The sequence below is a fragment of the Mesorhizobium sp. M0189 genome, from assembly GCF_040322135.1.
GTDB lineage: Bacteria > Pseudomonadota > Alphaproteobacteria > Rhizobiales > Rhizobiaceae > Mesorhizobium.
The window spans coordinates 48,569-68,286 of sequence record NZ_JAMYSW010000007.1 but is presented as its reverse complement, the minus strand read 5'-3'; the positions used below and the strand labels follow the sequence as shown (position 1 = coordinate 68,286).

The following is a 19,718-nucleotide window of genomic DNA, read 5'->3' as shown; positions in this document are numbered from 1 at the left end:
CCGCTCCGGCCGAAAGGACTGTCAAAGACTTACGAATTGCTGGCCGAAGCGACGGTGCTGAGGTTCGCTAAGCGACACGCACCGTGCGCTGCCTCGGCTTGATCGCGGTGGCGAGCAGCAGGCCGGCGACGATGAAGGCGGCGCCGGCGAGATCGTAGTCGTGCAAGCTTTCGCCAAGGAACAGATAAGCGAGCACGGCGACGAAGGCGGTCTGCAGATAGAGCAGCATGCTGGCGCGCCCGGCGCCAAGCGTCTCGACGCTGCGGTTGTAGAGATAGTACATCAGAGCGCCGCCCGGGCCGGCAACATAGGCGAGGGCCAGAAGGCCGTTCGCATGCAGCGCCGAACGATCCCCGGAAAACAGTTCCCAGAGATAGAGAGGCAGTGCGGCCAGCGCGCCGGCTCCCAGCAGCAGGACCACCATCGGCAGAAGCTCAATGCCGAATTTCGCGCGACGCAGCAGCACGGTGTAGAGGCCCCAGCAAAGCGCGCTGCCGACGATCCACAACTCGCCGGGATTGAACCGTAGCTGCATAAGCGCGGCAAGGTCGCCGCGCGCCACGATCACCACCATCCCAGCCAGAGCGACCAGCGCTCCAAGCGCTTTCCAGACACCGAGGGGCTCGCCAAGCACGAAGCGGGCAAGCACCATGGTCATGATCGGCGACAGCGCCATGATGATGCCGGCGGTTGTCGCGTTGGTGTAGTTGAGGCCCGTGTAGATCATGCCCTGACACAAGGTCAGCCCGATGGCGCCGATGGCCAGCACCTCGATCACCCGGGATTGGATCAGCACGAGCATCGCCCCGTGATGACGATGGACGATAGGCAGCAGGATCGCGCAGGCGAGCGTCAGCCGCCAGAAGCAGAGCGCCCAAGGCGGCATCTCGGGGGCAACCCACTTGGCGGCAATATAGACGCCGGCGGACAGGAGCCAGCAGAGCGTCGCGAGGGAATAGGCGAGCGGAAGTGATGCGCCGGGTGTCGCCTTAGCTACATTTGGCTGTGCTATCGGCAGCGATTGGATATCCGTCTCCTCCCATCGCAGACTTTAGCAGATTTGCAGCGTCTTGCTAAGCAGCAACAACAGCTGGTTCACCGGCTGGTGCAATCGGTGGGTCATTGTGGGTCCCGCCGTTCACGGTCTCGTTCCATTCGAACGCATGTTGGCCCATGAGCAACTCGATACCGAAAAGCGCAAGCCGTATCGATTTCGCGCGATACGAATCTGAGATTCATATTGCGCGACAGATATTCGCGCGGTTGCCACAATCTTCTCGCGCCATATTTCTGCCGAGAGCAGATCTGTCGCGAATTCCTGGCCCTCGGATCCGAGCGCCGCTGTTTTTTTCGAAGCAATTGGAAGAATAAGCCACTGACTTCCGTTTGCACAAAGAGCGCGACACATATCCATGCGGAGGACGTCCGATGCATGCCGGCTTCCGAGGGAGCGTACTCGTAGCGGTGTTGGGCGCCGTCATGGCAAGCTGCGCCGGCATCCCGGCGCAAAAAACCGGGGCAATAACCGGCTATGGCCCCAACCCCACTTTACCGAAACCAAGACCGACGCTGATCCCGACTGTTAACATCGCCGAGGCGAAAGGCTGGCAGAAAGGAGGTATGCCGACCCCGGCGAAGGGGCTGACAGTGAACGCCTTCGCCACCGGCCTCGACCATCCGCGCTGGCTGCATGTGCTTCCGAACGGCGACGTTCTGGTTGCTGAAACCAATGCCCCTGCCAAGCATGACGAAGGCTTCAGTCTTAGAAAGGTCTTCATGGACCTGGCTATGAAGCGGGCTGGCGCCGCGACCAAAAGCGCCAATCGCATCACGCTGCTGCGCGACACCGATGGCGACGGCATTGCGGATGTGGGCACGACGTTCGCGGAAGGCCTCAATTCGCCCTTCGGCATGACGCTGTCCAAAGGCAAGCTCTTTGTCGCGAACACCGACGCGCTCGTCGCTTTCCTCTACTCCAATGGCCAGACCCGAGTCAGCACGTCGCCGGAAAAGATCATCGACTTGCCGGCCGGGGACCTCAACCATCATTGGACCAAGGACGTGATCGCAAGTCCGGATGGACGCAAGCTCTATGTCACCGTTGGTTCCAACAGCAACGTTGGAGAAAACGGCATAGCCGCGGAGAAGAACCGCGCCACTGTCCTTGAAGTGGATCGGTCGACCCGCCGCACGCGGGTCTTCGCCTCGGGCCTGCGCAACCCGAACGGGCTCTCCTGGAATCCTGAAACTGGCGAGCTTTGGGTCGCCGTGAACGAGCGTGACGAGATCGGCGACGATCTCGTGCCGGATTACATGACCTCGGTTCGTGACGGCGCTTTCTACGGCTGGCCATACAGCTACTACGGACAGAACGTCGACGAACGCGCTAAGCCGCAGCGCCCCGATCTCGTGGCGACGGCGGTCAAGCCCGATTACGCCCTGGGCTCTCATACCGCCTCGCTGGGACTGACCTTCTCCAAAGGCGCCCGGCTCGGTCCGACCTACGGCAACGGCGCCTTCGTCGGCCAGCACGGCTCGTGGAATAGAAGCGTGCACAGCGGCTACAAGGTGATCTTCGTGCCGTTCCATGGCGGCAAACCGAGCGGTCCTCCGAAAGATGTGCTCACTGGCTTCATCGGGCGTAATGGCGAGGCGATGGGCCGTCCGGTCGGCGTTGCTATCGATCAGACTGGCGCACTGCTCGTCGCCGACGACGTCGGTAACGTCATCTGGCGGGTCCGCCGGGCGAATGGCCGTTGAGCGCAGGTGCCTTTCTGATTCCGACCTCACCAGCCTTCGGCTACAGCGCCACGCCCGATATGGCTGCATTCGGCTACGATCTCGATGCATATGGCAGGCTGAGCGACCCGAGACATAGGTGACATTTTGTACCGGATACATGGGTAACACTTTTGGCTTTTGGCCGGAGGCATTTGGCTCGTCAGCTTCATGCACTATGATCTGGGATATCTCGACCTGGAACAGAGGACGTTGCAGACCATCGGCAATCCGTTCGGCACGAGATTGTCACCCATGTCTTAGGTACAAACTGTTACCCATGTCTCCGGGCTGGACAAATATCTGAATTTGGTAGCGGGAGACCGCTACATCGCAATACCCACTATCGAAGACGCGTCTTCCATTTTCGCCGGCATGCGGCGTAGCTGCAAACTACGAATCTGGGGTCAGGAGTTCGAATCTCTCCGGGCGCGCCAACATTTCAATGACTTAGAAGGACATCGCAGACTAGAGAGAGAAATTAGTCTGCGATTTAGTCTGCGGAGTTCATCGTCTTTCTCTGGTCTCGACATGTGAACGACGGAGAGTTCCTAGCCAAGGGTCCAGTCGCTAGGCTGATGCGCTCACCTCTCGACGTGAACGGTGCGCTGAGGCTTCTAACCAGGATTACACCTGCCGTAGCAGTAGGGAAGCTGAACGTCCGAAGTTGGCGCAATCGCGCAGTTCCCGAAACGAAAAGTCTGACCCGCAGACGACGAACGTCTGCCGCGACGTCAACGTCGGCTTTGCGGGGGCCTCGCCCTACGCCGGAATCCGTTTCGGCAACAAGGCACGAGCCCGGGATCCCAAACAACAACTGCAGAGGAGAGCGCTTTGATCCGGCGTTGCGTACAGGATCGAATGACGCAACGGGTCGACTGCCGCACACTTGTGCCAGGAAGCGGATCGCCAGATTTGGCTCGAGAGCAGGCATTTCGGACTTTTGGGATAAGTCCGGTTCGGGGCATAGTTCATGCCGATGCTCGCGGGGCGCTTGAAGGTCTGGCTCTGACCTTCCGAGCCACGGAGCCGCAACTCCACTTTCGGCTACAGAACTGCTGGCCAACTCCAAGTTCAGATTCTGCCCAAAATGAGCGCCGCCAAGGAGAAGATGACCTTCGCCGATCTGGAGCCGCTGATCTGTGACGCGGACAACGTGGCCGACGTCTTGCTGACCATGCTGGAGGTCTTTTCCACAGTACCTGACGGGAATTTCGTTCTGACCCAAGCGAGGGGGGAGCGCCTTTTCTTCATTGCCACCATTGCAGAGCAGATGACGCGGAAGGTTAAGAACGCCTACTACGAAACCCTCGGGGGCGCCGCGTCATGACCGCGCCTTCAGATGACCTCGACGACCTGCAATTCGATACTGGGAACCTGCACCACTTGCTCGAAGTGCTCTATGGCCAGACCATGGAACAGGAGTTCGAGCGCGACGGGAAGAGGGTCGCTTTGGCGGACCAAATAAGCGCGCTGGCCATGATCGCCCGCGACCTCGCCGAACGTCTGAACGAAGCGGCTGGAGCGTGTATCGACAACGCGATGGCCGACGCCAAGGCCAGAAAGGCGGCATCATGAGCGCCGTCCCGACCGTCGAACCGTTCTGCGTCTCTGACACGTTCGTCACTGGTGCCGGCCCACTCCAATTTATGGGCGACAATCTCAGGCTGACGCTGCATGTCCTGCAGCGCTCGACTTATGACGGCGGCACAGAAAATGCCGTGGTGTCAAAGATTGTTGGAAGTCGCACCGATATGCTGAAAATCGCCGCCGCCATTCTCAGTGCTTGCAACTCCCGGTCAACGCCAGCGGACAGAGCGGTGGAAAACTTCATGGAGTTCCTTGAAGGGCCCGCTGGGCGCCACTGAACCGGCACCCAGACGGAACTGCTAAGCCCGCCGCCTCACGGTGGCGGGCTTTTTCCTTGCGTGTTCCTGTCGCTTTTGTCACTCCCCGCCTGCAGCAGCGTATTTTTTCGCCACTAAATCTCCGTCCTTAAGCTTCTTAACGGTAGTGGTAACATACCCGCTCTTTAGATCCGGCTTTGATCCATCATAGTGGACAGACCAAAGGTCATATATCCTTTTTCCAGAACGCCAAAATTTGTTGCAGTCCCTGTAGATTTTTGGATCACCCTTTGGCTTATTCTTGGCGCACATCTCATTACCACTTACGCTCCAAGTGCCCTTAAAAGTTGCCGTTACCTTAGGTTTGCCAAAGATTCCTTTGGTTGTGCCGTCAGATGCATAGTAAATGCTAGAGACGTCATAAATACCGGTCTTGCCTGAATATATCGCCTTGACCTCGGCTGCGGTTAATTCGACCGCGTCCTTCGGCAGCTTGCCGGCCCATGCGGACGCACACACAAAACTAGTCAAAGCGCCGCCTAACAGAAAAATTGCAAATGCACGCATAAAGACCTCCCTCTCTTTGCCCAAGCAATGACTAATTTAGCATTTCCTCAGAGGAGAATCGAGGCAGGAAATCGCCGACGTGAGGCACTTGCGCTGGCACACCCCGCTGCGCTGCGGCGCCTGCGGGTCGGGCATGTCGGTCAAGGACAGGATGGGTCGCCTGACGCGCATCATGTGCACGCGCGCCAAGGAATCGCGCTCATGCACCAATGTCAGGCCCTATGCGCTCGATCATATCGAAGCGACGGTCATCGACGGGTTGCGCGCCAGGTTGAACGACAAGGCGCTGATCGACCACTATGTCGCCGCCTACAATGACGAGCATCAAAAGCTCTATTCGGGGCAGGGCGCCTCGCGAAAAGGCCGCCCAGCGGCTCGACGCCGCCAGGCGCGAATACGACCGCGTGCTGAACGCCTATGTCAAAGGCATGATTTCGGAAGCCGAAGCCGAGCAGCGCTTGCCAATGCTACGCGAGGAGCGCCAGCACCTCGAGGGCGAGCTCGCCGTGCTGCCGCAGCCGCCGAAGGTCGTGACGCTGAAGCCGGCGCTTGTCGCCCGCTACATCCGCGATCTGGAAGCGCTCGCCGCCGCGATCGGAGAGAATGGCTTCGTCTCGGAAGAAGCCAAGAAGATCGTCCGCGACGTCGTGTCGACCGTGACAGTCTACCCGCCGAAGGCAGGCGAGCAGCCATCGATCCTGATTGATGGATACCTGTCAAACATGGTCGACCAAGGCCTTGGCCACCTCGTCTCCGTTCGGGGGGAGCGATGGTAGCGGGAGAGCGCTACCGCCTTTCCCCAGACCCTATAATTTACCAGTTCAGGCTTCGTTGCTGCGGTTGAGTAGAGCCGTCTGCTGGGAATCAAATTCGGGGGTCAGCAGTCTAATCTCTTCGGTCGTGCCAGATATCTTAAACGAATCAAAATCCAGCGCTTTGGTCCGGTGTTGAAAGGCAGCTTCGCGCCTGATTTCGGTCATAGAGATCAGCTTCGCCGCGTCCTGAAAGCAGACATCGCAAGCGAGGACTCCGGAGGTCGCGGTGCGCAGATCGTGGCCGTTACCGCGCCGCCGATTTTCTGGAGTGATAAGCCGCGCCCGACGCGGCGAATTCGTAACCCTACTCGGCGGCCGTCTCCAATGGCGCCTCTGCCGGCCCCGAAGGCTCGGCCTCGGCACGGGGCTTGCGCCGTGAAAACAGCGACCTGAGCGTGACGTAGAACACCGGCGTCAGGAACAGGCCGACGAAGGTGACGCCGAGCATGCCGGAGAACACCGCGGTGCCCAGCGACTGGCGCATTTCTGCGCCCGGGCCCGTTGCGATCATCAGCGGCACGACGCCGAGGATGAACGAGAAAGCGGTCATCAGGATCGGCCGCAGCCTGAGCCGGCAGGCTTCGACGGCAGCCTCGGCGGCCGACAGGCCGCGTTCCTGCGCCTGGCGCGCGAATTCGACGATCAGGATCGCGTTCTTGGCGGCAAGCCCGATCAGCACGATGAGGCCGATCTGCACGAGGATGTTGTTGTCCAGCCCTCGGAAAGACACGCCGAGCAACGCCGCGAGCACGCCGAGCGGCACCACCAGCACAATGGCGAACGGCAGCACCCAGCTTTCATATTGCGCCGCCAGCGCCAGGAACACGAACAGCACCGACAGTCCGAAGATATAGACAGCGGCATTGCCGGTGTTGCGCTCCTGATAGGCGAGCTCGGTCCATTCATAGGAGGTACCGGCCGGCAGCGTCTTTGCCGTGATCCCTTCCATCAATGCCAGCGCGTCGCCCGTGGAAACGCCGGGCGCGGCGTTGCCCTGCAGCGGCACCGAGACGTACATGTTGTAGCGCTGGACCAGCGCCGGGCCGGTGACGTCGCGGATCTCGATCAACGTGCCGAGCGGAACCAGCGCGCCGGTCGCCGAGCGCACCTTCAGTTTCAAGATGTCGGCGCGATCGAGGCGGAACGCCTGGTCGGCCTGCGCCCGCACCTGGTAGACGCGCCCGAAAGCGTTGAAGTCGTTGACGTAGGCGGTGCCCAAATTGATCGACAGCGTCTCGAAGATGTTGGGGATCGGCACGTTCAGGATGCGCGCCTTGTCGCGATCGATCGCCAGGAAGAATTGCGGGCTCGACGCGGAGAACGTGGTGAACACGCCCGTCAGCCCCGGCGTCTTGTTGGCCATGCCGGCGATTTCGTTGGCAAGCGCCAGGATCTGCCGCATGTCGGCGCTGTTGCGCTCCTGGATCTGCAGCTTGAAGCCGCCGGCATTGCCGACGCCGCGGATCGGCGGCGGCGGCAGTGCGATAATGAAGGCTTCCTTGATGCTTTGCAGGCTGCCGAACAGATTGCCGATGACCTGGGTCGCCGACTGGCCGGCTTTCAGTCGCTCGTCAAACGGCTTGAACCTGGCGAAGATCACGCCCGCGTTGCTGGCGTTGGTGAAGGTCGCGCCGGAGAAGCCGGCGAAGGCGACTGCGTAGTCGACGCCTGGCGTTTTCTGGATGATCTGCGACGCCTGCTGGATGACCGCATCGGTCCTCGACAGCGAGGCGCCGTCCGGCAACTGGACGACGACGATCGCATAGCCCTGGTCGAGCGACGGAATGAAACCGCGCGGCACCGCCTGCACCATGTAGACCGTGGCGTAGATGAGGGCCGCGAAAACGGCCAGCATGGCGGCGATCGTTATCCACGACCCGACCAGCACGCGGATGATGCTCGAATACCAGTGGGCGACGCTGTCGAAGCCGCGATTGAAGCCGTCGGCGAGCGCCCGTCCGAACCGCGCCAAGAAAAAGCGCGGCGGCGCCGCCGCAGCGTGATGCGGCTTGAACAGCAGTGCCGCCAGCGCCGGCGAAAGCGTCAGCGAATTGAATGCCGAGATCGCCGTCGACACCGCGATGGTGATCGCAAACTGCAGGTAGAACTGCCCAGAAATGCCGGGGATGAAGGCTGTCGGTACGAACACGGCTATCAGCACCAGCGAGATCGCGATGACCGCCGTTCCGACTTCGTCCATGGTCAGGTGCGACGCCGGATTGGGCGCCAGCCCTCTGGCGATATTGCGCTCGACGTTCTCGACCACGACGATCGCATCGTCGACGACGATGCCGATCGCCAGAACGAGGCCGAACAGCGTCAGCATGTTGAGCGAGAAGCCGGCGGCGTAAAGCACCGCCAGCGTGCCGATCAGCGACACGGGGATCGCCACGATCGGCACGATCGCCATGCGCCACGATTGCAGGAAGACGATGATGACGATGATGACCAGCAGCATCGCCTCGAGGATTGTCTTGTATACCTCCTGGATCGACTCGGCGACGAACTCGGTCGGATTGTAGACGATGTCGTAGCTCAACCCCTTCGGGAAGTCGCGGGAAAGCTCCTTCATCTTGTCCTGGATCTCCGCGGCTGCGGCGAGCGCATTGGTGCTCGGCCGCTGGAAGATGGCGAGCGCCACGGCCGGTTTGCCGTTGAGATAGGAGTTGGTGACGTAATCCTTGGCGCCGAGCTCGATGCGCGCCACGTCCTGCAGCGAGATCAGACGGCCGTCGTCGGTCGATTTGACGATCACGTATCGGAAGTCGCGTGCGTCGTTGAAGCGGCCTTGCGTGGTGACCGTGTACTGGAACGCCGTGCCGGTGCTGGTCGGCGGCGCGCCGATCGAGCCACCCGACACCTGGACGTTCTGGTCGCGCAGCGCCTGCACCACATCGCCCGAGGTCATCCCCAGGGCTGACAGTTTTTCCGGATCGAGCCAGATGCGCAGCGAATATTCGCGTTCGCCGAAGATGATGAGGTCGCCGACGCCGTCGAGTCTGAGCAGTATGTCGCGCACCCGCGAGCGGGCGTAGTTCGAGACGTAGAGCTGGTCGTAGGTATTGTCGGGCGACAGCATATGCACGACCATCATCAGGTCGGGCGAGGTCTTGGTGGTGGTGATGCCGAGGCGGCGGACTTCTTCGGGCAGGCGCGGCTCGGCGACCGACACGCGGTTCTGCACCAGCACCTGCGCCTGGTCGAGATCGGTGCCCAGCTTGAAGGTGATGGTCAGCGCCATCGCCCCGTCGCCCGATGAATAGGACGACATGTAGAGCATGCCCTCGACGCCGTTGATCTCCTGCTCGATCGGCGTTGCCACCGTCGCTGCGACCGTCTCGGCGTCGGCGCCCGGATACTGCGCGCGAACGACGATGGTCGGCGGCGCGATCTCGGGATATTGCGCGACCGGGAGCTGGGTATAAGCAATCCCGCCGAGGATCAGCAGGACGATCGAAACGACCGATGCGAAGATCGGACGGTCGACGAAGAAATGTGCGAACCTCATTGCTGCAACTCGGCGGTCTCGGCCTTGGGCGGCAACGTCACCATCTCGACCTTCACCTTGGTGCCGGGCCTGGCGTGCATCAGCCCGTTGACGATGATCGTCTCGTCGCCGGTCAGGCCCGCGCGGATCACCCGGTAGCCGTCGAGAAGCGGGCCGGTGCGCACAGGCTTGGCCGACACCATCCCGGCCTCATCCACCAGGAACACGATGCGGCGATCCTGATCGGCGCCGATCGCCTTGTCGGGCACCAGCACGCCGCTATGCGGCAGCGACCCCGGCACGTTGATGCGCCCAAACATGCCTGGCTGGAGAATGCCGTCGGCGTTGGGAAAACTTGCACGCACCCGCATGGTGCCGGTCGCGTTGTCGATCCGGTTCTCGGCAAAATCGAGCTTGCCTTTGAATACCGCCTCCGCGCGGTCGGCGACGCGAACCACCACCTCGAGCCCGCCGGCGCCTTCCTGCATGCTGCCGCCACGCTCCTTCGCGTCGCGGGCGTAGCTGAAATACAGGCGCTCATCGACGTCGAAATAGAAGTCGATCGGATCGCGCGTAACGATGGTCGTCAGCAAGGTGGAATCCGGCTGCACGAGGTTGCCGACCGACACCAGCCGGCGGTCGATGCGGCCGGACAAGGGCGCCTTGATCTCGGTGAATTCCATGTTCAGGCTGGCCGTCGTCAGCGCAGCCGTCGCGCCCTGCATTTGCGCCTGCGCCGAAAGGTATTCCCGCCGGCGGTCGTCGACCGTCGCGGTTGAGATATTGCCGGTCTTGGCGAGTTCGTCGGCGCGATCCAGCTGCATCTTGGAGAATTCGAGCAGACTCTTGGCGACGTCCACTTGCGATTTGGCGGCATCATAAGCCGCCTGGTACGGACGCTGGTCGATGGTGAAGAGCAGGTCGCCCTTGTTGACCAGTGCGCCGTCCTGGAAACTGACCTTGTCCAGATAGCCGCTGACGCGCGAACGGATGGCGACCTGGTCGACGGCTTCGAAGCGCCCGACGAACTCGTCGTCCTCGACGATTTCACGGACCACCGGCTTGGCCGCCGTCACCACGGGAAGCTGCTGGTCCTGCGCAAACGCAGTGCTGCTGAAAGCCATGCCGAGCAGGAATGCCGTCGACATGGCGGCGCGGGCAAGCCAGCCGGCCGATCGACGGGGTCGCCCGCCCGCGTCGCGATGCAATTGCCCATTCTCTGGGGTGTCCATTTGCGTCCTCGCTCGCTGGACCGGAGGTCGGTTGATCCGCTTCTACGCTCAGGCTTCTCGTCGAGATCAGAGCACTGCAGTGTTGTGCATGGCAACATGATCATTTTCCATGTGGGCTGAAATGTCCACCCTGTGGCTGCCCCGCCACCGGGCTAAAAGTCAGTCGCGAATTAAGGGATTCAGGATTCCTTTGATGGACGGCCTATGATTCATATTGGTCGAAGGAGACCGATATGGGCATTACCACGCCGGCCGGATTCTAATGGACTGCAACACTTCGGCATCGAGCAGTGCGTTGACATATCCCTCCCGCTGCAGCCGTTGTTCCGTCTCGCTCGTTGAAGACGATACATCGACACAAAGAACCAGTTCGAGATCCACCGAGGAAACCTGCTCCGCCGTGGCCGACAGCGACGTTGTCAGGCTCACCGCCACAGCGAATAGCACGCCTCGTGCCCGTTCGGGTTTTCTCCGACCAGCGAAGCGTGGAATGAAGGACATCATCTCGGCGCGTCCATCCGGTTGGTCAAACGGGAGGATGCTGCGGCGGCAATTGCACGCGGCGTCAGCCGCGAAACCGCGCGCACCCCAACTCGGCGACGGAAATGAAAAACCCGCCAAGGGGCGGGTCTAAATTACGTTTATGGTAGCGAGAGCCCGTTTTGCTGCTTCCCCCCCGAATGTTCCAATACCATTCGGCTGCCAGGACTCGGTCAGGAAGTAAGACCTCCATGCGCCTTCAGAATCCTGGCTTCTTGCAGCAGCGATGCACGATTGGTGCCAACCATGTCGATCAGGTCTCGAGCAAATCAGTTATGTGCGCGGCCGTCTCAACATCGTGCCGATGCGGAGGCGGACATGAGCGTGGCCCTACTGATGCCGCGCGAGCCGGTCCATGGGTGCGTTTGCTTCGGCCAACCTAGCCAGCGCTTGCTCGACTTTTTGAGCCGAGGCGTCTGTGCGCTGGATATGCCTCACCATTTCCCGCCTCAGCTGCGCGAGCCTTGCTGCGCGAAATACGTCGCCGTATCTCGCAGTTTCAAGGTGGAGGGTCGCGAGCCTCATGGGCGACGATTCCAATTATCTCGCAGTAGAATTCGCGGAGCCGACTTTCGTTCCGATGTCCGACCTTACGCTCGCAAAGGGCTGGCCGGAAGGCCGGGACGAGATCGTCCGATGATGCTGCTCAGTCGACCTGCTCAATCTCCGGACCTGGTTCAGTCGGCAGACCTGCCCGCAAAAGGCAAAGACAAACCTTCCGACCAGTGGAAGACCGTGACGCGGGAACGTGTCGAGCGGCTCGTCAACGCCTATCGCTCGGCAGAAAAGTCAGGCAACTAGAAAGCGCGTTCTGGTCTGCGGTCCAAGTCGAGATGATCAGGCAGTCCTGTCGTGGCAGTCAGCCCGGAGGGACCGCTGCGTGACCCGTGCGAACTCTGTCAGCGCTGCAGGGATCGATCTTCGTCAGCCGCGATCTCGCCTCTACCACGCGCCGTTGCGCGGCCTGTATTCTTCTGCACATCGCGAGATTCTCGGCCAGCATTTCTTCAGTGCGTTGAAGCGCGAGCTCGGTCCGGTGAATGCGCTGCCTGGCGTTGGCAACTTCTGACGTCAAAATATCGGCCGCCATCCCGTGGCCGTGGGGTTCCATAGTGTCCATTGATTTCTAATACATGGGGGCCGATATCGTTCCCTGATTTCGGGCGAAACGGCGGGCCGCAGACGGGCGGCGACACATTTTGAATCATTACCGTTAGGAGCCCGGAAGAAGAAAGTAGACGACGAAGTGATTGTTCGCCTCATTGATAGGTTGTCCGTTTAGCCCGCACTAGGCTGTGTCAGAGCGGGGCGGTTAGAATGCCGGCGTGACAGGCCAGTGAAAAGGCCATTCTGATCAACGACAGTTTCGATTGTTCGTCAGGCCGAATTCGCACGAAAATGGACAAAAGTTGAAACCAGAACCCCCAGGCCATGGTCTATCAAAGACCGAGGCCAGTGTTAGCGGCAATCAATCTTCGACCATCTCAAAATTGGAGCCGGAGATGTTGCGAACTCGCCAGTTGTGGCCTGCATTAGCCAATTCTGTGTTTAGCCACTTGGCAGGAGGAAGCTCTAGTCCTGCCATCATACGAGAAGTTATGCCGTCGTGGCTTAGGACGTACAGTCCGGCAAATTGCCGGACGATTTCAACGCGATTGGCGATTAGGTCCTTTTGAGCAGCATCCTTATCAACGGCCTTCGTCGTCGCGCTCAATCTCTCTTCAACTTCGGCCTGCAGTTTCGCGGGCACAGTAAGAAGTTTCGACACAAAGAAAATCGCCGCCAGCACCGTTGTCATACCTACGGCCGCCACAAGCTTTACTAGCGCTCCGGACATATCGCCAAGGAAATACCAAGTGGCAAAAAACACAGCGAAAAGCGGAGCCAGAGTAACTAGAATGCGCTCCCAATTGTTCCATCTGACCGATGCGAGACTTTCCCGCCAGGCGCGCTTTGCAATGGTCTTCCAGTAGGTCTTGGTCATTGCCGGTTCATAGCAGAATCGAGTTTCCAATTCAAACTGAGGGCAGATAGGCGTTCAGCTTGGGAAGCTAGCCCTTTCGACCCGATTCCAAGGACTTGCCTGTAAAACAGGCGGAAAGTCGCTTGTATGATATCAACGGGTTACGGCGGGATTGTAAAACCGTCGCGGCATCAGCACCGGTACTTATCAGTCTCGGCGATGAAGCACGTGAACTCGCGCTCGACCTCGAAGGCCGCCTCGTCTCTTGTGGCGGCGGTTCCTCGTCTCTTGTGGCGGCGGTTCCTCGCTGCCCGCGGCGCTGGCGCGCCTCGTCGAGGCCCTTGCGCGTCAGGCGGCGCGCGACGCTTATGAGCGCCGCCAGGAGAACACCCATGAAACGAGCGGCACTCTATGCCCGCTATTCAAGCGACCTGCAGACCGACAGGTCGATTGAGGACCAGGTAGCGCTCTGCTCGGACTATGCCGCCAAGCAGCAGCTGACCGTCGCCACCGTCTTTCACGACCGCGCCCGCTCCGGCGCCTCGATCATGGGCCGCGACGGCGTGCTGTCGATGATGGACGCCGCGCGCGACGGCCTGTTCGACGTCCCCATCGTCGAGGCGCTTGACCGCCTGTCGCGCGACCAGGAAGACCTCGCCGGCATCTACAAGCGGCTCACCCATCTCGGCATCGAAATCCGCGCCGTGCATGACGGCCGGGCAGACATCGTGCAGATCGGCATCCGCGGCCTGGTCGGCGCGCTATATCTACAGGATCTTGCGCAGAAGGTGCGGCGCGGCATGGCCGGCGTGGTGCGCGACGGCCGCAGCGCCGGCGGCAAGGCCTATGGCTATGCGCCGGTGCCGGGAAAGCTTGGCGAACTGTCGATCTTGCCGGAAGAAGCGGCGATCGTGCTGCGCATCTTCGAGGAGTATGCGGCCGGCCGAACGCCGCGCGACATCGCCGGCGGGTTGAACGATGACAACATTGCCCCGCCGCGCGGTCGCTACTGGTCGGGTGGGACTATCAACGGCAACCCAAAGCGAGGCTACGGCATTCTGCAGAATGCCATCTATGACAGCCGCATCGTCTGGAACCGTGTCCACATGGTCAAGGATCCGGATAGCGGCCGGCGCCAGTCGCGCGTCAATCCGAAGTCCGAGTGGCAGGAGCATGCCGCCGAGCATCTGCGCATCGTGCCGGCCGAGCTGTTCGCCGCGGTCAACAACCGCAAGCCGCGCAATCGTTGCGAGACGCCGCAGCGCAAGAACACGCGGCTGCTTTCAGGTCTGCTTCGCTGTGGCGCCTGCGGCTCGGGCATGTCGGTGAAGGACAAGATGGGACGGCTGACCCGCATCGTCTGCACGCGCGCCAAGGAATCGCGCTCGTGCACCAACACGCGGCCCTATGCCGTCGATCATATCGAGGCGACGGTGCTGGACGGTTTGCGCGCCAGGCTGAACGACAAGGCGCTGATCGACCACTATGTCGCCGCCTACAATGATGAGCATCAAAAGCTCTATTCGGGGCAGGGCGCCTCGCGCGAAAAGGCAGCGCAACGGCTTGACGCTGCCAAGCGCGAATATGACCGGGTGCTGAACGCCTACGTCAAAGGTATGATCTCCGAAGCCGAGGCCGAGCAGCGCCTGCCCGAGCTGCGCGCTGAGCGCCAGCGCCTCGAGGGCGAGCTCGCGGTGACGCCGCAGCCGCCCAAGGTCGTTACGCTGAAGCCGGCGCTGGTCACCCGCTATATCAGAGATCTCGAAGCGCTCGCCGCGGCGATCGGCGACAACGGTTTCGTCTCTGAAGAGGCCAAGAAGATCGTCCGCGACGTCGTGACCACAGTGACGGTCTACCCGCCAAAGGCGGGTGAGCAGCCGTCGATCCTGATCGATGGATATCTGTCCAACATGGTCGACCAGGGCCTGAGCCACCGCGTCTCCGTTCGGGGGGGAGCGATGGTAGCGGGAGAGGGACTTGAACCCCCGACCCCAGGATTATGATTCCCGTGCTCTAACCAACTGAGCTACCCCGCCAGGGCGGCGAAGGCCCGAAATCCGGCTTAAATCGGCAGGCATATCGGCGCGTTCGCCAAGGTCGCGCGGATATAAGGTTGCGAGGCCAAGCCTGTCAAGCATCGAAGTGGCTGCCGCGCCGGCATATTGCTGGCGCCTAAAGCTTTGCCGGGCAGACATTTGGGCGCACAGGCCGGGGTTGAGTTCGGCGAGGCACGTCGCTATGTCTCGCCCACGAAAGCCATGGTCAGAAATTGATGAAACCGCGCATTGCAGTCCTGGGTTGCGGATACTGGGGAAGCAACCACATCCGCACCCTCAAGGCGCTCGGCGCGCTGCACGCGGTTTCGGACGTCAACCCTGCGCGTGCGGAAGGTTTTGCCAGCGAGCAGGATTGCCTGGCGATCGAGCCGGAGGCGCTGTTTGCCCGCGACGATGTCGACGCCATTGTCATGGCGCTGCCGCCGCAGTTCCATGCCGACATGGCGGTGCGCGCCGTGCTCGGCGGCAAGGACGTGCTGGTGGAGAAGCCGATCGCGCTGACGGTGCCCGACGCCGAGCGCTCGGTGCAGGCTGCCGCCGACAATGGCCGTGTCTTCATGGTCGGCCATGTGCTGCGCTTCCATCCCGCATTCGAGACGCTGAAGGCGCTGATCGACAATGGCGAGCTCGGCGAGGTCCGCTACATCCATTCGCACCGGCTCGGCCTCGGCAAGTTCCACACCGAAAACGATGCGTTGTGGGATCTGGCGCCGCACGATCTGTCGATGATCCTGGCCATCACCGGCACCGAGCCGGTCGAGGTGCGCGGCGAAGGCGCTGCCCTTCTCGACAATCTCAGCGACTTTGCGCATCTGCACATGCGCTTTCCCAACGGCCTGCGCGGCCATCTGTTCGCCTCGCGGCTCAACCCTTACCGCGAACGGCGGCTGACCGTGGTCGGCACCAAGGCGATGGCGGTGTTCGACGATGTCGAGCCGTGGGAGCGCAAGCTTGCCGTCTACCGCCACGCGGTGTGGCAGGACAGCGGCCAATGGGCGTTCACCGCCAACGAGCCGTCCTATGTGGCGGTCGGCGAGGGCATGCCGCTGACGCGCGAGCTGGAGCATTTCATCCACTGCATCGAGACGCGGGCCGAACCGCGCACCAGCGGCGAGGAAGCCATCCGAGTGCTGCGCATCCTGACCGCCGGCACCGTCGCCCACACCAGGCCCTAAGCGAAAAACGCCGTCTATTCGGCGGGAACCCGCGCCGGCTGGACGGCAAGCCGCGTCAGCATCGCCTCGGCTTCGGCGCCGCGCTCGGAGCGCTCGATGAAGCCGCCGCCGAACACGCGCGCCTCGTTGCCGTCGTCGGAATAGAGCACGCAGGCCTGACCGGGCGCGATGCCGGACTCGCCGTCGACCAGCTCCACCGAAGTGACGCCCGCGCGGTGATGCAGCACGGCCGGGCGCGGCGGCCGCGTCGAGCGCACCTTGGCGAAAAGCTCGAGCCCGGCCGCCAGGATCTCGGTCAGCGGGCCATCGCCCAGCCAGTTCATGTTGCGCAAGAAGATCTTGTGGGTTTCCAGCGCCTCGCGCGGGCCGACGACGACGCGGGCCCGGTCGGCGTCGAGATGGACGACGTAGAGCGGCTCGCCGGAGGCGATGCCGATGCCGCGGCGCTGACCGACGGTGTAGCGCAAAATGCCTTCGTGGCGGCCAAGCACGCGCCCGTCTATATGGACGATGTCGCCCGGATTGGCGGCAGCCGGCTTCAGCTTGGCGATGATGTCGGAATATTTGCCCTGCGGCACGAAACAGATGTCCTGGCTGTCCTGCTTGGCGGCGACCGTCAGTCCCATCTCCTCGGCGATGGCGCGAACCTCAGGCTTCGACAGGCCGCCGAGCGGAAAACGCAGATAGTCGATCTGCGCCTGGGTGGTGGCGAACAGGAAGTAGCTCTGGTCGCGGTCGGCGTCGACCGGCCGGTAAAGCGCGCGGTGGGCGCCATTGGCGCCGGAACGGATGTAGTGACCGGTGGCCAGCGCGTCGGCGCCGAGTTCCTTGGCGGTCGCGAGAAGATCGGCGAATTTCACCGTCTGATTGCAGGAGACGCAAGGGATCGGCGTTTCGCCGGCGACATAGCTCTCGGCGAACGGGTCAATCACCGCCTTGCGGAAGCGCTCCTCGTAATCGAGCACGTAATGCGGGATGGCGAGCGTCTCGGAGACGCGGCGGGCATCGTCGATGTCCTGGCCGGCGCAGCATGAGCCGGCCCGGTGCGTTGCCGCGCCGTGGTCGTAAAGCTGCAGCGTGACGCCGACGACGTCGTAGCCCTCGTGCTTTAAGAGACCGGCAACAACCGACGAATCGACACCGCCCGACATGGCGACGACGACACGGGTGTTTTCGGGGCGTCCGGGAAGATCGAGGCTGTTCATGGTTCTTTCGTTCTGCGCGGCGCTTCAATGCCAATGGCCGGAATATAGGTCAAGCGTCCCGGCCGCGCCAGCTTTGCAGGCCGGCTCATTTTTCCAGCCGGGTTCAATGCGCGTGCCGGCAGATATCTCAAATGCCGATGAAAAGACTAACGCGGCGTTCATGATCCTTACCTATCCATTAGGGTCTGCTTAGCCAAATTTTAAAGCTGTGGCGGTAATGTGGTGGGGATTGGGTCTTTGAGTTTTTTGTAGAGAGTACGATGACCGATCTAATTAGACCGCGAGTCAAATACGTTATCGGGCCTGACGGCAGCCCACTTACCATCGCCGATCTGCCGCCGACGAACACACGTCGCTGGGTTATCCGGCGCAAGGCGGAAGTGGTGGCGGCGGTGCGTGGCGGGCTTTTGAGCCTGGAAGAGGCGTGCCAGCGCTACAAGCTCACCACCGAGGAATTCCTGTCCTGGCAGGCGTCGATCGACGAATACGGCCTTGCCGGGCTGCGCACCACGCGCATCCAGCAATACCGGCATTAGTCCGATAAGGGCGCTGATCCGCGCCCTTAAAGTTTGCCGGAGCGACGATCTGGGATTTCAGACCGTCAGCACCACCTTGCCGATCGGCCTGGTGGCGAGAAAGGCATGGGCGGCACCGGCCTGTTCGAGCGGAAACGCCTTTGCCACGTGGACGGCCAGCTTTTTCGCGTCGATCAATTTGCCGAGTTCCACCAGAGCGGCACGGTCGGGCACCACGGACATGCGCTCGACGCGGATGCCTTGCGTCCTGGCCTTTGCCTTGGTGGCATCGCTGACATCGAGCAGCGACACCAGAACACCGCCGGCCTTGAGCACTTTTAGCGATTGCTCCGCATGCTCGCCGCCGAACGGCTCCAGAACGAGATCGATGTCGCGAGCCTTTCCGGTGAAATCATCCTCTGTGTAGTCGATCACCTCGTCGGCGCCGAGCGAGCGGACGAAATCGAGCTTTTCCGGGCTGGCGGTCGCGACGACGTAAGCACCGCGCGCCTTGGCGATCTGCACCGCCAGATGGCCGACGCCGCCGGCTCCGGCGTGGATCAGCACGCGCTGGCCAGGATTGAGCCGGCCATGGCGGACAAGGCCTTGCCAGGCCGTCAGGCCGGCCAGCGGCAGCGCGGCGGCTTGGGCGTGGTCTATGCCTTCAGGTTTCGGCGCAAGCTCATCAGCCGGGACAGTGGCGAGTTCGGCGTAAGCTGCCGCCTGTTTGGGAAAGCGCGACATGCCAAAGACGGCATCGCCGACCTTAAGGCCGGACAGGCCGGAGCCCAGCGCCTCGACAGTTCCCGAAACGTCCCAACCAAGGATGAAGGGCGGCTCGCCAAGCAGCGGATAGTGGCCGCCGCGCACTGCGCCGTCGACCGGATTGATGCCGGCCGCCTCGATGCGGACCAGCACTTCGCCGGCCTCGGGTGATGGCGCGGGACGATCGGCAATGACGAGGACGTTGGGTGCGCCGAAGGAATTCTGGATAATGGCACGCATGGGAGGCTCTCTCCTGCTGGTTTGATATGCCACTATCATTTGGATAGTAATATTCTCTTGTCTAGTATGTACCTTTTTGATATATACGCACCTCATGGATAGCGAAGATTGTTTCCCTTCCGGTTATGACGCGTTCCGACGGACGTGCCCCTCGCACGCGGTGCTTGAGACGCTCGCCAGCAAATGGGTCCACCTGGTGATTTGTGCGTTGCGCCGGGGCCGGCTCCGCAACGGCGAATTGGCGCGCAAGCTCGAAGGCATCACCCCGAAAATGCTGACGCAGACGCTGCGTATCCTGGAACGCGACGGCCTGGTGCGGCGCGAGGTGTTCCCGGTCATTCCCCCGCGGGTCGAATACGAGCTGACCGAACTTGGCCAGAACCTGGCAGGACTGCTCAATCAGATCAGGGCCTGGTCGGAGCAGCATGTGCCCGACATCAAGGACGCCCGCGCGCGGGCGGCCGAACAGCAAGAAGATCTGGATGCCTGAGGCCGGCACCGTTCGGTGCACAGCAATAGCGCTCAAGCGCGA

The 19,718-nt window shown here is 61.8% G+C and carries 20 protein-coding genes, 1 tRNA gene and 2 pseudogenes; 13 read left to right on the top strand and 10 right to left on the bottom strand.

Annotation, left to right across the window (positions count from 1 at the left end; translation table 11 throughout):
• Positions 1–67: 67 nt before the first annotated feature.
• Positions 68–1,027, bottom strand: a complete 960-nt coding sequence (locus NKJ09_RS15200) for a DMT family transporter (protein ID WP_352515704.1) — start codon at positions 1,025–1,027, stop codon at positions 68–70.
• A gap of 401 nt (positions 1,028–1,428) precedes the next feature.
• On the opposite strand from NKJ09_RS15200, the gene NKJ09_RS15195 reads away from it, so the two are divergent.
• The 5 genes and pseudogenes from NKJ09_RS15195 (at position 1,429) to NKJ09_RS15180 (ending at position 4,646) form a co-directional block, all read left to right on the top strand.
• Complete coding sequence (locus NKJ09_RS15195) at positions 1,429–2,760, top strand: PQQ-dependent sugar dehydrogenase (RefSeq protein ID WP_023720304.1); 1,332 nt, start codon at positions 1,429–1,431, stop codon at positions 2,758–2,760.
• Positions 2,761–2,928: 168 nt separating this feature from the next.
• Positions 2,929–3,042 (top strand): annotated as a pseudogene (locus NKJ09_RS32495) (transposase); the annotation flags it as partial.
• Positions 3,043–3,868: 826 nt separating this feature from the next.
• On the top strand, positions 3,869–4,108 hold the full coding sequence (locus tag NKJ09_RS15190) for a hypothetical protein (protein WP_352494765.1): 240 nt from the start codon (positions 3,869–3,871) through the stop codon (positions 4,106–4,108).
• A complete protein-coding gene (locus tag NKJ09_RS15185) occupies positions 4,105–4,356 on the top strand; it encodes a hypothetical protein (protein ID WP_352482027.1) in 252 nt (83 codons plus the stop codon). Before NKJ09_RS15190 ends, NKJ09_RS15185 begins: the two co-directional genes overlap by 4 nt.
• Positions 4,353–4,646, top strand: coding sequence for a hypothetical protein (locus NKJ09_RS15180; protein WP_352482028.1), 294 nt, complete (start codon positions 4,353–4,355; stop codon positions 4,644–4,646). The genes NKJ09_RS15185 and NKJ09_RS15180 overlap by 4 nt, the downstream gene beginning before the upstream one ends.
• A gap of 78 nt (positions 4,647–4,724) precedes the next feature.
• Here the strand turns inward: NKJ09_RS15180 and NKJ09_RS15175 are convergent, their stop codons facing one another.
• On the bottom strand, positions 4,725–5,192 hold the full coding sequence (locus NKJ09_RS15175; protein WP_156948081.1) for a DUF995 domain-containing protein: 468 nt from the start codon (positions 5,190–5,192) through the stop codon (positions 4,725–4,727).
• A 79-nt stretch (positions 5,193–5,271) separates the two neighbouring features.
• On the opposite strand from NKJ09_RS15175, the pseudogene NKJ09_RS15170 reads away from it, so the two are divergent.
• Together NKJ09_RS15170 and NKJ09_RS15165 are read left to right on the top strand one after the other, a co-directional pair.
• Positions 5,272–5,445 (top strand): annotated as a pseudogene (locus NKJ09_RS15170) (recombinase zinc ribbon domain-containing protein); the annotation flags it as partial.
• A 61-nt stretch (positions 5,446–5,506) separates the two neighbouring features.
• Positions 5,507–5,968: a hypothetical protein gene (locus NKJ09_RS15165; protein ID WP_352494800.1), complete on the top strand. Its 462-nt coding sequence runs from the start codon at positions 5,507–5,509 to the stop codon at positions 5,966–5,968.
• Between the two features lie 45 nt (positions 5,969–6,013).
• Here the strand turns inward: NKJ09_RS15165 and NKJ09_RS15160 are convergent, their stop codons facing one another.
• The 4 genes from NKJ09_RS15160 to NKJ09_RS15145 all read right to left on the bottom strand — a co-directional run bounded on the left by NKJ09_RS15160 (position 6,014) and on the right by NKJ09_RS15145 (position 11,230).
• The gene (locus NKJ09_RS15160) at positions 6,014–6,172 is read right to left on the bottom strand and encodes a hypothetical protein (RefSeq protein ID WP_352482029.1); all 159 of its coding nucleotides are present in this window, start codon (positions 6,170–6,172) and stop codon (positions 6,014–6,016) included.
• A 139-nt stretch (positions 6,173–6,311) separates the two neighbouring features.
• Positions 6,312–9,515 carry an efflux RND transporter permease subunit gene (locus NKJ09_RS15155; RefSeq protein WP_352762973.1) on the bottom strand — a complete coding sequence of 1,068 codons (3,204 nt, stop codon included), beginning with the start codon at positions 9,513–9,515 and terminating at the stop codon, positions 6,312–6,314.
• Entirely contained in the window at positions 9,512–10,642 is a 1,131-nt protein-coding gene (locus tag NKJ09_RS15150) for an efflux RND transporter periplasmic adaptor subunit (RefSeq protein ID WP_352494795.1), read from the bottom strand. Before NKJ09_RS15150 ends, NKJ09_RS15155 begins: the two co-directional genes overlap by 4 nt.
• Positions 10,643–10,966: 324 nt before the next feature.
• Entirely contained in the window at positions 10,967–11,230 is a 264-nt protein-coding gene (locus NKJ09_RS15145; RefSeq protein ID WP_352482031.1) for a DUF1194 domain-containing protein, read from the bottom strand.
• A 672-nt stretch (positions 11,231–11,902) separates the two neighbouring features.
• Between NKJ09_RS15145 and NKJ09_RS15140 the strand changes: the two genes are divergently transcribed.
• The gene (locus tag NKJ09_RS15140; protein ID WP_023719283.1) at positions 11,903–12,067 is read left to right on the top strand and encodes a hypothetical protein; all 165 of its coding nucleotides are present in this window, start codon (positions 11,903–11,905) and stop codon (positions 12,065–12,067) included.
• 79 nt (positions 12,068–12,146) lie between these two features.
• Positions 12,147–12,335: a hypothetical protein gene (locus NKJ09_RS15135; protein WP_352482032.1), complete on the top strand. Its 189-nt coding sequence runs from the start codon at positions 12,147–12,149 to the stop codon at positions 12,333–12,335.
• Positions 12,336–12,734: 399 nt separating this feature from the next.
• Here NKJ09_RS15135 and NKJ09_RS15130 read toward each other — a convergent pair whose 3' ends face one another.
• Positions 12,735–13,250, bottom strand: coding sequence for a hypothetical protein (locus NKJ09_RS15130; RefSeq protein WP_023719281.1), 516 nt, complete (start codon positions 13,248–13,250; stop codon positions 12,735–12,737).
• Between the two features lie 347 nt (positions 13,251–13,597).
• On the opposite strand from NKJ09_RS15130, the gene NKJ09_RS15125 reads away from it, so the two are divergent.
• Positions 13,598–15,232, top strand: a complete 1,635-nt coding sequence (locus tag NKJ09_RS15125; RefSeq protein ID WP_352515703.1) for a recombinase family protein — start codon at positions 13,598–13,600, stop codon at positions 15,230–15,232.
• Here the strand turns inward: NKJ09_RS15125 and NKJ09_RS15120 are convergent.
• Positions 15,189–15,265, bottom strand: a tRNA-Met gene (locus NKJ09_RS15120). The two genes, NKJ09_RS15125 and NKJ09_RS15120, sit on opposite strands and share 44 nt — an antisense overlap.
• 236 nt (positions 15,266–15,501) lie before the next feature.
• Here NKJ09_RS15120 and NKJ09_RS15115 point away from each other — a divergent pair.
• Complete coding sequence (locus NKJ09_RS15115; RefSeq protein WP_352482033.1) at positions 15,502–16,461, top strand: Gfo/Idh/MocA family protein; 960 nt, start codon at positions 15,502–15,504, stop codon at positions 16,459–16,461.
• Between the two features lie 14 nt (positions 16,462–16,475).
• On the opposite strand, the gene mnmA is transcribed toward NKJ09_RS15115, so the two are convergent.
• Positions 16,476–17,666 carry a tRNA 2-thiouridine(34) synthase MnmA gene (mnmA, locus tag NKJ09_RS15110; protein WP_023719279.1) on the bottom strand — a complete coding sequence of 397 codons (1,191 nt, stop codon included), beginning with the start codon at positions 17,664–17,666 and terminating at the stop codon, positions 16,476–16,478.
• A gap of 260 nt (positions 17,667–17,926) precedes the next feature.
• Here mnmA and sciP point away from each other — a divergent pair, with 260 nt between their 5' ends.
• Positions 17,927–18,202, top strand: coding sequence for a CtrA inhibitor SciP (gene sciP, locus NKJ09_RS15105; protein WP_023679563.1), 276 nt, complete (start codon positions 17,927–17,929; stop codon positions 18,200–18,202).
• Positions 18,203–18,259: 57 nt separating this feature from the next.
• Here sciP and NKJ09_RS15100 read toward each other — a convergent pair whose 3' ends face one another.
• Entirely contained in the window at positions 18,260–19,186 is a 927-nt protein-coding gene (locus tag NKJ09_RS15100; protein ID WP_023719277.1) for an NADP-dependent oxidoreductase, read from the bottom strand.
• 94 nt (positions 19,187–19,280) lie between these two features.
• Between NKJ09_RS15100 and NKJ09_RS15095 the strand changes: the two genes are divergently transcribed.
• On the top strand, positions 19,281–19,676 hold the full coding sequence (locus tag NKJ09_RS15095) for a winged helix-turn-helix transcriptional regulator (protein WP_023719276.1): 396 nt from the start codon (positions 19,281–19,283) through the stop codon (positions 19,674–19,676).
• The last annotated feature ends 42 nt before the right edge of the window (positions 19,677–19,718 follow it).

Bases quoted from the DNA above. Each gene is read 5' to 3' on its own strand.
- NKJ09_RS15195 (WP_023720304.1), top strand. From the start codon at position 1,429: ATGCATGCCGGCTTCCGAGGGAGCGTACTCGTAGCGGTGTTGGGCGCC.
- NKJ09_RS15190 (WP_352494765.1), top strand. From the start codon at position 3,869: ATGAGCGCCGCCAAGGAGAAGATGACCTTCGCCGATCTGGAGCCGCTG.
- NKJ09_RS15185 (WP_352482027.1), top strand. From the start codon at position 4,105: ATGACCGCGCCTTCAGATGACCTCGACGACCTGCAATTCGATACTGGG.
- NKJ09_RS15180 (WP_352482028.1), top strand. From the start codon at position 4,353: ATGAGCGCCGTCCCGACCGTCGAACCGTTCTGCGTCTCTGACACGTTC.
- NKJ09_RS15175 (WP_156948081.1), bottom strand. From the start codon at position 5,192: ATGCGTGCATTTGCAATTTTTCTGTTAGGCGGCGCTTTGACTAGTTTT.
- NKJ09_RS15165 (WP_352494800.1), top strand. From the start codon at position 5,507: ATGACGAGCATCAAAAGCTCTATTCGGGGCAGGGCGCCTCGCGAAAAG.
- NKJ09_RS15160 (WP_352482029.1), bottom strand. From the start codon at position 6,172: ATGACCGAAATCAGGCGCGAAGCTGCCTTTCAACACCGGACCAAAGCG.
- NKJ09_RS15155 (WP_352762973.1), bottom strand. From the start codon at position 9,515: ATGAGGTTCGCACATTTCTTCGTCGACCGTCCGATCTTCGCATCGGTC.
- NKJ09_RS15150 (WP_352494795.1), bottom strand. From the start codon at position 10,642: ATGTCGACGGCATTCCTGCTCGGCATGGCTTTCAGCAGCACTGCGTTT.
- NKJ09_RS15145 (WP_352482031.1), bottom strand. From the start codon at position 11,230: ATGATGTCCTTCATTCCACGCTTCGCTGGTCGGAGAAAACCCGAACGG.
- NKJ09_RS15140 (WP_023719283.1), top strand. From the start codon at position 11,903: ATGATGCTGCTCAGTCGACCTGCTCAATCTCCGGACCTGGTTCAGTCG.
- NKJ09_RS15130 (WP_023719281.1), bottom strand. From the start codon at position 13,250: ATGACCAAGACCTACTGGAAGACCATTGCAAAGCGCGCCTGGCGGGAA.
- NKJ09_RS15125 (WP_352515703.1), top strand. From the start codon at position 13,598: ATGAGCGCCGCCAGGAGAACACCCATGAAACGAGCGGCACTCTATGCC.
- NKJ09_RS15115 (WP_352482033.1), top strand. From the start codon at position 15,502: ATGAAACCGCGCATTGCAGTCCTGGGTTGCGGATACTGGGGAAGCAAC.
- mnmA (WP_023719279.1), bottom strand. From the start codon at position 17,666: ATGAACAGCCTCGATCTTCCCGGACGCCCCGAAAACACCCGTGTCGTC.
- sciP (WP_023679563.1), top strand. From the start codon at position 17,927: ATGACCGATCTAATTAGACCGCGAGTCAAATACGTTATCGGGCCTGAC.
- NKJ09_RS15100 (WP_023719277.1), bottom strand. From the start codon at position 19,186: ATGCGTGCCATTATCCAGAATTCCTTCGGCGCACCCAACGTCCTCGTC.
- NKJ09_RS15095 (WP_023719276.1), top strand. From the start codon at position 19,281: ATGGATAGCGAAGATTGTTTCCCTTCCGGTTATGACGCGTTCCGACGG.